Annotated in this window: 8 protein-coding genes; 1 reads left to right on the top strand and 7 read right to left on the bottom strand. The window is 47.5% G+C overall.

Annotated features, from left to right (window positions below):
- Window positions 1–251: 251 nt before the first annotated feature.
- A complete protein-coding gene (gltB, locus tag F4X88_05535; GenBank protein ID MYA55737.1) occupies window positions 252–4823 on the top strand; it encodes a glutamate synthase large subunit in 4572 nt (1523 codons plus the stop codon).
- A 100-nt stretch (window positions 4824–4923) separates the two neighbouring features.
- On the opposite strand, the gene F4X88_05530 is transcribed toward gltB, so the two are convergent.
- From F4X88_05530 to F4X88_05500, 7 genes are all read right to left on the bottom strand, one after another.
- Window positions 4924–5346: a biopolymer transporter ExbD gene (locus F4X88_05530; protein ID MYA55736.1), complete on the bottom strand. Its 423-nt coding sequence runs from the start codon at window positions 5344–5346 to the stop codon at window positions 4924–4926.
- A 53-nt stretch (window positions 5347–5399) separates the two neighbouring features.
- Window positions 5400–5852, bottom strand: coding sequence for a biopolymer transporter ExbD (locus F4X88_05525; protein ID MYA55735.1), 453 nt, complete (start codon window positions 5850–5852; stop codon window positions 5400–5402).
- A 105-nt stretch (window positions 5853–5957) separates the two neighbouring features.
- Window positions 5958–6950 (bottom strand): hypothetical protein, encoded by a 993-nt coding sequence (locus tag F4X88_05520; protein MYA55734.1) that lies wholly within the window; start codon window positions 6948–6950, stop codon window positions 5958–5960.
- A gap of 321 nt (window positions 6951–7271) precedes the next feature.
- Window positions 7272–10610 carry a hypothetical protein gene (locus tag F4X88_05515; protein MYA55733.1) on the bottom strand — a complete coding sequence of 1113 codons (3339 nt, stop codon included), beginning with the start codon at window positions 10608–10610 and terminating at the stop codon, window positions 7272–7274.
- An 861-nt stretch (window positions 10611–11471) separates the two neighbouring features.
- On the bottom strand, window positions 11472–12896 hold the full coding sequence (locus F4X88_05510; GenBank protein ID MYA55732.1) for a hypothetical protein: 1425 nt from the start codon (window positions 12894–12896) through the stop codon (window positions 11472–11474).
- A gap of 59 nt (window positions 12897–12955) precedes the next feature.
- Window positions 12956–13516 (bottom strand): hypothetical protein, encoded by a 561-nt coding sequence (locus F4X88_05505; protein MYA55731.1) that lies wholly within the window; start codon window positions 13514–13516, stop codon window positions 12956–12958.
- A gap of 21 nt (window positions 13517–13537) precedes the next feature.
- Window positions 13538–14092, bottom strand: coding sequence for a hypothetical protein (locus F4X88_05500; GenBank protein MYA55730.1), 555 nt, complete (start codon window positions 14090–14092; stop codon window positions 13538–13540).
- Window positions 14093–14127: the final 35 nt, after the last annotated feature.

Here is a 14127-nt window from a genome sequence, read left to right as displayed (position 1 = left end):
CGAAGCATGTAACCCGCCACGCCAGTCGCGAATCACCTTTGACGCGATCGCGGATCGCTGCTGATTTCAAAGGTGCTCTTGCCTTGGGGCGCGCTACCTCTGGTAGGATATGAGGAGTCAGCATCCGATTTAAGCCTTAAAAACATCCTATCCACCCCTGAAAACGAAATCCGTTTTCTGATTGTTTGTATCCTTCATAAAAAGGAGCAGGGCTAAGACGCGCAAACCTCGCCCCGCAGATTAAATACAAAATGGCGAGGGATGGAAAGCCCGCTCTACAATGCCAATGCAAAAAAATAAAGAAGAATGTATGGAGAGTCAGTTTAGAAATGTATAATGATTTAAAAGAAAAAGATGCCTGCGGCGTTGGTTTTATCGCGAACCGTTTTGGGAATCGAAGCCACGATATTATCAAAATGGCGACACAAGCGGTCACGAATTTGACACATCGAGGCGCAGTAGCGGCTGATGCCAAGACAGGAGATGGCGCAGGCATTTTAACGCAGATTCCGGAGAAAATATTTCAAAAAGAACTTCAGAAACTCGGTGTCCACCTTGATTCGATGGATGATATGGGGGTCGGGATGATTTTCCTGCCCAGGCACGACCGAGATGCACAGGCACAGGGGCGCGCAGTCGTTGAAGAGATATTACAGCAATACGGTATTCCTTTTTTGGGATGGCGTTCCGTTCCTCAGGATTTTTCCGCGCTCGGTGCTAAAGCACTCGAAACGCTACCAGAAATCCAGCAGATATTGGTGGGACGTCCAGAGCAACTCACCGATGATGCTTTTGAACAGCGATTGTATCTGATATGTAAAGAGTTAGAGCATCGTGTTACAGCCGCGGCACTTGATGAATTCCATATCGCCTCTTTTTCACATCGGACGATTGTCTATAAAGGGTTGCTCGTAGCCCCGCAGCTTACCCAGTTTTACACAGATTTAAAAGATCCTGATTTTCAGGCAGCACTTGCCGTTTTCCATCAACGCTACAGCACAAATACCTCGTCCACATGGATGCTTGCCCAGCCTTTTCGGACACTGGCACATAACGGTGAAATCAATACCTTGATGGGCAATCAGAACTGGATGCGGGCGCGCGAAGCCGACTTGCAATCGTCCCTCTGGAACGAGGACATCCAAAAACTCATTCCAATTATCAATCCGGATGGAAGCGATTCCATGAGTTTGGATAACGTGTTAGAGTTATTAACACACTCTGGTCGTGATATCCTACATGCTATGATGTGCCTGATTCCTGAAGCATACGAGCAGATTCCCGATATGCCGGACAAGTTGAAAGCCTGTTACGAGTATCTCTCATGTGTCAGCGAGCCTTGGGACGGACCGGCAGCAGTCGCCTTTACGGATGGCGTTATTGTCGGGGCAAGTTTGGATAGAAACGGACTACGTCCCGCACGCTACAAGGTCACCGAAGACGGCACAGTTGTTATGGGGTCTGAAGTTGGCATTATTGAGCTTGATGACAGTTGTGTGGTGGAAAAGGGACGTTTGGGACCTGGGCAAATGATTGCTGTCGATACAGCCCAAGGAAAATTGCTGAAGAATTTCGACATTAAACACAATGTTGCCAGGCAGAAGCCTTATGCTGAGTGGGTGAAGAAAGGTATCGTAACGCTCCCAGCCGAAAAAAATGGGACGTGTGGCACGACAGATGCTGTCCCTGAAAAATTGTCAACATATCAGAAAGCTTTCGGTTATATGACTGAAGACATAGAGCGCTTTATTAAACCGATGGTGTCGGAAGCGAAGGAAGCAATCGGTTCAATGGGGGATGACACACCGCCTTCTGTGATTTCTCGGCATCCGCGTTTGCTCTACAGCTACTTCAAGCAACGTTTCGCGCAGGTTACGAATCCACCTATTGATTCGCTCCGGGAACGGCTGGTGATGTCTCTGACAACACACCTCGGAAAGCAGTATAGTTTGCTCACAGAAACGCCAGCACACGCTCGACTTATTCGGTTACATTCTCCAATTCTGACGAATACAGATTTGCAAGCATTGCGTGAACTGGATATATCCGATTTTCAGGTGGAGACACTTCCTGCGTGCTTCCCTGTAGCCTCCGGTAAACAAGGTTTGGAAGACGCATTGAAAACACTCTGTCAACGTGCCTCTGCGGCAATGGATGCCGGTATAACACTCCTTGTACTAAGTGACAAAAAAGTGAGTCCTGACCTTGCTCCGATTCCGATGGCACTTGCTATTGGTGCTGTCCACCACCATTTGATTCGGGAAGGAAAGCGAATGCGGGCAAGCCTCATCGCTGAAACTGGAGATGCAAGGGAAGAACACCACTTTGCTGTTCTTCTCGGTTACGGTGCAACTGCAATCAACCCTTACCTCGCTTTCTCAACGATTGTTCAACTTGCTCAGGACGGTGAATTCGCAGAACTTACCCCCTCGGAAGCCGTTGAAACCTATAAAGCAACCGTCGAAAAAGGTATTTTAAAAATTATGGCAAAGATGGGAATTTCGACGGTGTCAAGTTATCACGGTGCCCAAATTTTTGAAGCACTTGGTATCAATTCAACAGTTATTGATAAATGCTTTACAGGAACCACCTCACGCCTCAGTGGCATCGGTTTTGCTGAAATCGCGGCGGAGACACTTCACTTCCACACAAAAGCGTTCTCTGGCAGTGAAGACGACACGTCCTTAGAGGAAGCAGGCTATTTCCGATTTCGTAGAAACGGCGAATTCCATGCCTTTAATCCAACAGTATTTAAGTCACTTCACCGGTTTGTGAAGGGGGGTAAGTCGGAAGACTATGAAAAATACGCTGCTGCTATTGAGAGTGGGGAACCTTCTAGCTTACGAGACCTCCTTGCTTTCAAACCCAGCACCCCTATTCCGATTGAAGAGGTAGAGCCAGTAGAAGATATCGTTCGGCGTTTCACAACCGGTAGTATGTCTTTTGGCGCGTTAAGTCGCGAGACACACGAAACCTTGGCAATCGCGATGAATCGCCTCGGCGCAAAATCAGGGAGTGGGGAAGGCGGTGAAAGCAGTGCACGCTTTAAACCTCAACCCAATGGAGACCTTGCTTCCAGTGCCATTAAACAGGTGGCATCCGGACGGTTCGGTGTGACCCCGACCTACCTCATATCGGCGAAGGAACTGGAAATTAAGATGGCGCAAGGTTCAAAACCTGGAGAAGGTGGACAGATTCCAGGACATAAAGTGACAGCCGAAATCGCTGCGCTTCGGCACTCTGTGCCTGGAGTGCCATTGATCTCACCACCCCCACATCATGACATCTACTCCATTGAGGATTTGGCGCAGCTCATCTACGATCTAAAACAAGCGAACCCGCGGGCAAAGGTAGCAGTAAAACTGGTATCCGAATTTCTCGTTGGAACGATTGCATCAGGCGTGGCAAAGGGCTACGCCGATGTCATACAAATAAGTGGGCATGAAGGAGGCACCGGGGCATCCCCGCTCAGTTCCATTAAGAACGCTGGGACCCCTTGGGAACTCGGACTTGCTGAAACACAGCGAGCACTCGTGACCAATGAATTGCGGGATCGTGTCGTCTTACGGGCTGACGGTGGGATGCGTTCCGGACGCGACATTGTTATTGCGGCAATGTTGGGGGCAGAAGAATATGGATTTGGAACAATAGCGATGGTCGCGACGGGATGTGTAATGGCACGTCAATGCCACTTAAATACATGTCCGGTGGGTGTAGCGACCCAAGATCCAGCACTCCGTGCCAAGTATCCAGGCACTCCCGAAATGGTAGTCAATTTCATGCTCGGTGTCGCGAATGAAGTCCGAGCTATTCTGGCCAACCTCGGGCACCGGAACCTCAACGATATTATCGGACGTCCGGAGTTGCTGCAACCGATCGATCTGGCAGATTACCCAAAAACTGAAACACTGGATTTAAGTGAAATCCTAACCTCTGCCGATCCAACTGGAACGCAGCCGCGTTACCATCTACAAAAACGGAACGATCGGGACGACATTTCTCTTGACGACCGGATTCTGGAGGATGCTAAGGACGCAATCTCGAAGAAAACCTCTATCCAACTCTCTTATTCCATCCGGAATACGCACCGAACGGTGGGGGCAAAGTTGTCCGGTGAAATTGCGGCGCGCTATGGAGACGCTGGCTTACCTGATAGAACGATCCAGTGCGACTTTCAGGGGAGTGCCGGACAAAGTTTCGGTGCTTTCTGTATCAGTGGTGTCCAATTCGTCTTGACAGGCGAAGCGAATGACTATGTAGGTAAAGGCATAGCAGGCGGAGAAATTATTATTAAACCCGCGCCGAATGCACAGTTCCCAACTTATGAAAATACAATCATCGGAAATACTGTGTTGTACGGTGCCACAGGCGGGACCCTTTATGCAGCCGGAAGAGCCGGCGAACGGTTCTGTGTGCGAAATAGCGGGGCAACTGTTGTCATTGAAGGTGTAGGAGATCACGGTTGTGAATACATGACCGCTGGGACAGTCGTAATTCTCGGCGAAACGGGTAGAAACTTTGGAGCCGGAATGACCGGTGGGACTGCCTATGTTCTCGACGAAAAACAACAATTCGAGGGGAAGTATAACTCGGATTGGGTGAAGTTAGAGCGCGTAACCAGTGAAACAGATATTAAGAATCTGATGGCACTTATACAAAATCACGCCGCTTATACCGGCAGTGAACACGCTGAGAAAATCCTTGCCAATTGGGAAGATTTCCTTTCATACTTTTGGAAGGTTGTAACACCGCCACCGCCACCGCCACCAGCCCCTGTCCAACTTAAAAGAAGAGCCGCTGGCCGCAGAGCACGAAAACGCTAAAAAACGCAACTGCAGGATAAGCACCAGAAGTCTACCTGACAGTCTATATAATAAAAAAAGGCAGCCGAAGCTGCCTTTTTTGTTAACTGCATTGCAGTTTTCAGTCCTCTTCCGAGACCGCGAAAGCGATTTCAAGCCCCTCCGTTTTACTGGAGCGTTGTTTCGCTCGTTCCACCACATCAATGACGACACCGTGTTTCGCACGCTTGTCTGCCTTGATAATTAGAGTGCTGATCTGATTTTCATGCGCTGCAATAAAAAGTTCCATATCTTCCAGGGTCAACATCTCTTGGTCATCGATGGAAATCCGTCCGTCACCACTAATGAAGAGATTATACTTCTTCCGTGTGAACTCGTGTTTAGTTGCGGAATCGGGTAAGGTGACAGTGAAAGGCGGAGGAACCCGCATAACAGCAGACACCATGAAGAAAATCAGCAACAAAAAGACACAATCGATCATTGGTGCCATCGGGATGTCATCATCGTCGCCTGTTTTCTTCCGCCGAGACATGTTCAAAGCCATCTGAATTCTCCTTCTATAGAGAGTGGAGTGCTATTATCGTCGCGTCAGATACGTCAATCTCGCGCGACAATAGCGAACCCGATTTTATCTATACCTGCCTGTTTCGCGATATCCATCACTTGCACGATCTGCTCATGTAGCACTTCTCGTTCGGATTGGATAATGAGCATACTTGTCGCTTCTTCAGGGGCATTGATGAATCGATTGAACATTTCATCAATTTGGACGACCTCATCGTTCAGCACCATCGTGCCTCTGTCCTCACTGGGTTCCGGGTTTGCGATTCGGACAGTCAAACCTTTCGGTTTATCGGGTGAGGGTTTCCCCGGTGGGGGCAACTGTACCCGAAGGCCCGGAATCGGCGAGAAGGTTGTCGATACCATGAAGAAAATCAGGAGCAGGAACACACAATCGATCATAGGTGCCATACTGAGTGTTGGTGGCTTGCGTTCCCGAATCTTGGTCGCAAGTAGACTCAATTTGGCTTCACCAGCTTGTGCTTGCATTTCAAAGTCTCCTTTCTCGTAATGAGACCAGGGCTAAGGCGTAAGGGCCTGGTAGCCTATTAGGAGAGGGCGAGTGAAGTACCCGCCCGTTCCAACGTTCCAAGATTAGGCATCTCCGCCTTCACCAACGATCAACTGGTTCACAATCTCAGTGGAAACCTGAGAGATCTCGACCATGTGTCTGTTGACCCAACTATCAAAGAGCTGGAAGAAAATCAAGCAAGGGATAGCAACTGTCAAGCCAGCAGCGGTTGTGAGAAGTGCCTGTGAGATACCACCCGCGAGCTGCTGCGGGTCACCAGTACCTTCAAGTGCGATTGTGGTAAATGCACTAATCATACCTGTAACTGTTCCGAGCAAACCAAACAGCGGAGACACGACTGCAACAGTACCAAGAACGGGTAGATTTCTTTCAAGTTCAGGGATTTCAAGCAGACTTGCTTCCTCAATAGCTTCCTGAATTTCCTCTTTGGTAATATCGCGTTCCTCAATTTGGGCTTGGCTGTATCGCAGCAATCCTGCTTTAAGAACGTTAGCAAGCGGTCCACCGGCTTCTTCACACGTCGAAACGGCTTCCATAATGTTCTCTTTCCGCAGTGAATCAGCGATACTCGCGATAAACTGTTCGGTTCCAATTCGCGAACGGCTCCGAACGAAGGTGAAAAGTCTTTCAATAATAAAAGTCAGCGCCGTGATTGAACACAGGGCGAGGGGCCAGAAGACGAATCCAAACTTCTGGAAGAAAGTAACGATATTGTCTTTTTTGGTCATCTTCAGTGGGACAAAGTGGTCGCCACCGTTAACAACTGTAACGGGTTTACCAAGCCGATCACCGTATCCTTCCCTATAGATACTGATGAGGTAGCGACCTGCGGGAACACCGGAGCGCTCATAATCACCGTTGGCATCCGTCGTTGCTGCAAATTTCTCGCCACTTTGGGCAACAATCTTGACTTCAACGCCGTCAATTGGGTTCTGTGCTGTGGTTGTATCAACAATTTGGCCCCGGACGGTTCCGCCACTGTCTTGCGCGAAAGCAACACCGGCAGACATACCGATACAAGCGACCAACATTAACACCAAACTTAAACGAGTCATTCGTTCTGATCCTCCTTAGGATAACTTACCAAATACACTGGCAAGTTTTACAAGTCATCTCATAAGATGTTGTCGGAATTCGCCCAACAACTCAATTTTGCTAACACGTGAGCAATTCAAAAAATACAGAAGTTTTTAGGTCGGGTAAGAGCGATCAAAAACCACGCCCACCGTTTAAACACCATTCTCGTTAATAACACCTGAGTGTTTAAGAAGTTACGTCTTATATTCAAACCTTACGGAAAATGGAAAAACAGGTGATATAGCGAGACGCGAAATCGCTGGACACGATTTCGTCGTGTCCAGCGATCCAAACACCATTTAGAAACCCATCATTGCTCGCACAAACGTCGTATTACTCGTCGTGTGGTCAAGCAGGATGGTGGTTCGCCGGTAGCCAGCGAGGATAACAATGTTAAACCCAAGCCATTCACCACGGTTGATTGCCTGGACTTCAAATATCCGAGTTCGCAGGTCCGGTCGGAAAAGGACGGGTACATCCTCATCTTCCGGGAAGTTCGTCAAATATTGTTTGAAGTTATTATCCCGGTTCGTGAATTTCCTATACTGGAAACCACCAAGAATGTTCATTCTTTGCGTGAACTGATAATCAAGCCGGACACCGAGAACATCTTCACGACTTCTACGGTTGAAACGCAAGTATTCGATAGGTTCGGTATCAGTAGGTACAAATTGCCTGGGATTGAGGGCATCCCCAATTTCCTCGGCACCGCGATCGAAAGCGCGGTCCCAAATGTACTTCACCATCGGTGTAAGCGTCAAATCTTCACCGATTCTGTCGATGAAGGGAAGGTCGCCAAGCGGAATCTCGTATCTGGCTTTGAGAATCGTCTGCTGATTACGAATATCCCGTTCCGGATAACGACGTGGCTTCCAGTTACCTTGATCATAGATTAAGCCCGGATCCTCAGGATTCAGGGCGTTAATGCCGTGATCTGGATAGAACGGGAATTCCCGTTTGTCACCAGAGGCTCGAACCTGTTCAAGGGGCACCATGAAGTCTGCGCGTTGATCGGCGTTGAGCGGATCGGCTTCATCGCCTGATCCTTCAATATCTCGGAAGATCGCGCCTTCCTCATCCTGCTCGAATTGTTTTTGGAGCACCACGAGGAACTTCGCTTCAAGCGTGAGATTCGGAACCGCGGTGTAGAGGAACTGTAGCGTTGTCGTATTCACGCGAGCGTTGTAGAAATCCAGCTCATCGGAAATTTGGACAGGTTCCAATTCACCGACACGCAGTGTAATGGTGTAATCTGGAATATCGTCTTGGACTCGGACGAAACGGTTTTGGAAAAGCACGGTTCCGAAATCGGGGATGTCACGTTGATAGGTGACATGTAGATATTTGGAATCGTTCTTCCGGCGGCTTGAAACTTCTCTTTCATTGAGCCACCCAACTTTGACAGAAAGGTTATCAAGGAGGTCATATTCAGCGAAGCCGTGGAATCCTTGCCTGTCTACCCCGTACTCATATTGCGGTTCAAAATCGTCCTCAAGAGAATCAATAGTGCCGTTGTTGTTCAGATCAACAAGGTCGGTAAACACCGGCGGATCGGCATCAAAGATGAGGAAGTCTTCTTGGAAGTCCAAAACACCGTTCTGGTCTCTGTCATCAGCACGTGGCAGGACTCCGTCAAAGTCAATATCATCGGGCCAATCGTCATCATCATCATCATCTTCAATGAGGGCGTAATTAACTTCATCCCACGGATCTCTTTCAGCCTGAGATTCAGGGGTTCGTTCCAGCGAGTAGGGCTGGTCTCTGTCGGTGTTGGCACCGAAGTTGAGATAGGTTGTGGTGTAACCGGGATCAATGTGGTAGTAGACACCTTCAAGGTATAACTTTCCAAAGCGAGATTTGAGTTGGACGAACCAGGCGGTTTCTCTGCCCATTTCTCCGTCGCCGCTCTCGTCGGTTCCGTCACCACCCAACCTGGCTTCAAACCGCTCACCTTGTGTCTCTGAATAGGTCGGCACACCGTTCCGATCTAAGGGCAAGCCTGTTTCCGGGGAGATGGAGATACCGGTTTCTTCCTCGCCATCCTCGCCTATAATCGTGGGTGTAAGTCTACTAAATCCGGTCTGATCTTTAGGGATCGTCGGATACTGCTTATATTTACCGTTGATCGAGTAGTGTGCACGAACGAAAACGTTGCCGACAGTGCCTTCTAAATCCAGTCCGTAGAGAAGTGCCGCACGTGCCGCGCCGTAACGATAACGAATTTTACGCGGTCTGCCGTCACCTGTCCAGCTATCTGGGTTATCGTAACGAGCAGCCCGGTTCTGCGTGTAATCCGAGTCCTGTCCATAGTTACCGGGTGCCTGAATCACATCGCGGTATGGCATTTCAATGTGACCATCCTCGGTTTTAATCCATTCTTCAACGAACGGATCCGCACCTTCAGCCGCCTTGTTCGCATCACTGAATCCGATAACGGCGATATTATAATCACCCGCGACGACCATGTCAAAAACGACTGATTGAACAGTGCGTGGATCAATGTCATGGTCGGCAAAGACGAGATCGTACTTCATTTTATGGAAGCCGTCCACAATTGCCCAATCCCCAGATGTCCGAATCTCAGACGGAAGTCCGCCGACGTCGATCGGAGTAACATCATTCGAGAAGATGTCAATCTTTTGCGTTTGTGCGGGTTGTGCTTTCGGTTCAACACCATCTTCAACTTCTTCGGGTGTTAAGTCTTCCAACTCTTGCGTGATGACGGTCGCTGTCATCTGCTTGAAAGCCGCACCGACACCCCCTTGAATATAATCGCTGTGTTGGTCCTTATCAAAGGCACGGTATTGGGGGTAGTCGCTCTGAAGTGCCGCAACATCATAATTATCTTCAGGCGAATCATCGCGGAAAACAACTGTGATTGTCTCTGGCGGTGTATTTGCTACCGTACCCATAATCGGGTTTTCAACGCGTTCGGGATGCTCTTTATGAAGGTTGACATAAGTAAACCCAACTCGGAAAATGTCGCCCAAAAGCCCTTGGGCTCGGAAACCCATGAGGCGTGCGTTTTCAATATGCCGAACGCCAGCATCTTCATTTAAACCGTTCCGACGTCCGAGCGTCGGTGCAAGGTTCGCCGCTGCGTCTGTCAACTGAACTGGGTTTGAAATACGTGAGTTAATCAGCGTGAAAAGGTGCCGTTCTTGGGCAAAAGAAATATCCCAACGAAGTCCATCAAACTCTGTTTTGTAGAGGATGTAGCGGTTCGGGAACAGTGTAGAGGGCTTAAAACGCATGCTATCGCCAATAGCGAACTCGGTATATCTACCACGGAAACTGTCTTCTGTCAAGACGGTTCTATCCAGCTGCGCTGAGAATCTTTCACTATCCAACTGACCGGTCCGACCAACAATCAATGTACCAGCTTGGTCAAACTCTTTCTCCTCAATATAGTTATAGACCTCGTTACCCTCAAGCAGCTCTTTTCCAAACAGGTCATAGAAGAACTGTGGTTCTTCTTCCAGCTGGAACCGTGCTGAAAATTTAGAACTCCCCTCAATTGTTGGCAATAGGGGCTCTTGTGGACCAAGGCTCTGTGCACCACAACCGTAAAGCACAAAAGCACTCAGGATACAGGTCGCTACAAGTAAAACATCAAATGATTGTTTTAGCCTGTTCATTACTTTGTTTTTCCTCCTTGGAAATAATGAATCGGATGTTTGGGCGACGGAACCGCGATGTGAGTTTTCTCGTTTCGCTGTCCCTACCTCGGTTTCCGACAAAAAACCTTAAAAATGGATGAGAACCGCTTTATTATAATGTAAACGAAAAGCCCAAAATCTCGTTAATAAAACCAACATTACTTCAACTTTGTTCTTTTTCGTTACTGCCACGTGGGTATCCAAAAATTGCGAACACCGAACGAAGCATGTAAAAAGCAAATCTCCTTCCAACGAATTAAGGGTTCGTTTTGCGGGAATTCTCAATAAACAGGTGATAAAATACCCACAAAACTGTTCTTAGCATTTTAAAATAGCACTGATTCAAATTTCTGTCAAGTTTTTAACAGAAAAAACGCATGCATTGGGGTGGTAATTTCACATAATCATACCACAAACATCATATTTTTCAAGTTTAATTATATCAGCACCATCTTATTTTCGGTTTTTCGCCCATTTTAAGGATGGATCGCGGGTTACACATCACTCCTGCATACACCCAAGTAATTATCCCACAGAACACTGCGCTGGATAGAGCATCCTTAATATGAGGATCGGTTTGATAACTACCGCCTCCTGAAAACGTCCGAAGACAATAGCAAATGAGTAATAAGTTGTGTTGGCATAGGACCCGAAAAAAATATTAGTGAGTCCTCGTATAAATTTTGTAAATATCCTCACAATGGCAGCGAACACGTCATGCACCGCTGCACATTAGGCGTATTATAATTATACTACATTTTAAGAAAAATTGACATTTTTTTTTCAAACTGATGTTAATACAAGTGCCTGACCCCGAAAATTCGGCTGTAAACTTTGAACTTAAGACACCGAGTCTTTTGGATGTTCAGGACTTTTATTGAAATATTCCGTAAACAAGGCAATCGTAACACCTAAGGACAAACCGGCGATTCCCGCGATGACCAAGATAAATCTCAGTTGGGGACTCACCGGAATTTTTCTCGGTACCGCACGGTCAATGATTTCAATACCCCCTAACTGGTTGCGAGCCGTATTTAACTTGGATTCAGCATATAATATTTCAACTTCAAGAGACCGTTTCGCAATCTCTTCAGCGAGTTCATTGGTTTTCTGAATCTTAGCTCCCATCTGCGTGAGAATTATCTGGTTTTCTGGAATCTGTTCCAGCATTTGCGTCAATTCAGTTTCCAATGTCTGAAGTTCCTGCTTCAGGTGTTCAGCAGCGTGTTCATAACGCGGGACACTCGGAACAAAGGTCAACAACTGATTCTTTATATAAGTATGATGGACAGAGGTGCCGGACGTAACGGTGGTAGCTGTGGGGGAGGTTTGAGCGTTTTTTTTGCGGATTTCCGCAATTTGAGCATCGAGACCCTTCAATTCTGAGGCAGTCTGACCTACCTTTTCTGCATCCCCAACACGTTGGGATTCAAGGTTGAAAAGTTTCTCTTGCTGAAAAAGCCAAACGGGATCGTAGGAGGTCGTCTCTGACAGCTGCGTCTGCTCGGGTAAAAGTTTTAGTTGTTCCTGTAGATATGAAATGTGAACACGCGTCGCATGCAGCTGCTGCTGGTTCGTTTGAAGTCTTTCCCGGATACTGGCATGTCGTTCAAGCAGATTCGTAAGCGTCGGAACCCATGTTTCTGGGCTTCCATTCTGGCGAGCAAATCGGAGGAGAACGTCTAAATCTTTCTCGATTTCGATCTGAATTTCTCGTCGTTTACTTTCAAGAAATTCCATCCGTCTTTTAAGTTTTGTTTCTTCATCTCCACGCCTCAATGTTTTCATGTCCTCTACGAGTTGGTTAACAAGGAGCGCAGCATTGCGTTCCCCACCCTCCGCCTCGGTCAAAGCAATCGAAAGATTGATATAGTCGGAGTCCGGATTCAGCTGCGCCTGCAGCATCCGTTTGAGTTTACCTACCGGCGGAAGGAGAGAAGCCCCTTCAACATCGCCATTCTCTTCCAGGTTTTCGATTGCCGTTTTTAGCATTGATTCTGTGGAAAATCGAGCACTGATTGTCTCCATTTCCCGCCGATCAACACCGCCAGAGAGGACGCTTTGAAACAGATTCGTTGAAGGCAAGGCGGACGTTGTATTGGGTTGGACAAGTAACATTAAAGTGGAGGCGGCATACGTTTTAGGCAAACGGAGTGAAACAATCAGGGCGGTTCCTAATACCAACAAGACGCTCAGACAAAGTGTGAAATCATGCTTTCGAATGAGGTGAAGATAATCTCGGAGATGTTCCTCCTGCTGCGGCATGAACCTGCGGTATCCCTGCCCAAGGTTTGGGCTGGAAATTGCCCCTCCTATTCTCAAACCTATAGATTGTTGGCAATACGAATTTCTTCTTCGTTAAAGGCTTCGTCATGCCATTCAACTATACGCCATTCATTGTTTCGCTTTTCAAAGATAAAAAGGTTATCACCTTCAGCATATACACCACTAAATCCACCCTCAAGCGAATGACCATCGGATATGAAAAGTTGGATTCTATAGTGATTCCGGACTTCCGCTTGGTTGCCATCCTGATTCATAGTAATCTCTGGTGGAACAGAGAGTTCTATCTCAATATCCTGAAACTTCTCAAAGACCCGAGTCGCGGCATCCCGTTCCTGTCGAATGTCATCAAACTCTAAATCATCTGTTTTGTCCCCGTCTGTTCCCATATCAGAGACATACAGGAAACCCTCTTCCCAAAAAGTGGTAATGTAAGAGTTGACATCTTCCGTTTCGTAACCTTGCCGCCATTGATCTAAGATTTTATTGATTTGAAGGAGTTCTTCAGGCGGCACCTGACCGACCTTGTCAGCGTCCCCACACCCCATAAAACCTATGAGTAAGATGAGTACGCCAATCCCTTTGGCAAAAATCCTGAACATAGTTAAGTACCCTCCTTAATTTTAAAAGGTTTTAACAATACCCAAATAAAGACGTGATGGGGTTGCCCCGACCTCAATCCCCAATTTTTCAATATCCTGTGCATCCTGCTCAATAGATTGAATTAATGTAGTCGCATTGTAAAAATTGGCACCAACATAAGAATCGATAAGACTGTAAACCCAGATACCGATACCCGTATACATAAAAAACGTCCGCAGTTTGTAACGTTGATTCGCAAATTCATACTTCGCAAACACACCTTGATCGTCATTAGGGTACAAACTGGCGTACTCGGCGTAGGCATTGTAACGATTCATAAAGGATTGCTGCGCCAACAAGGCACCGACAACAGAACCGCTTATTCCAAGAACAGTGAGGCTACCGCGGATGTAACCACGGCTATAAAATTGTCCCCATCCCGGGAGTATGGCAGAGCGTATCATAGCCCCAATCGGTGAAACGAGTTCCTCCTCTTCCACCACTTCAGGGGATTGTTGTTCGGTGTATGAACCGTTTTCAGCTTCCTGTGCGAAACTGGCGTGGAGGCTCAACAACAGTAGGGATGTAATTAGCAAAAATCGCATCTGAATATGAAGGCTTTACGCACCTA

The organism is Candidatus Poribacteria bacterium (assembly GCA_009839745.1).
Lineage (GTDB): Bacteria > Poribacteria > WGA-4E > WGA-4E > WGA-3G > WGA-3G.
Note: the sequence above shows the minus strand (reverse complement) of the source record. Positions and strands in the feature narration are given on the sequence as shown.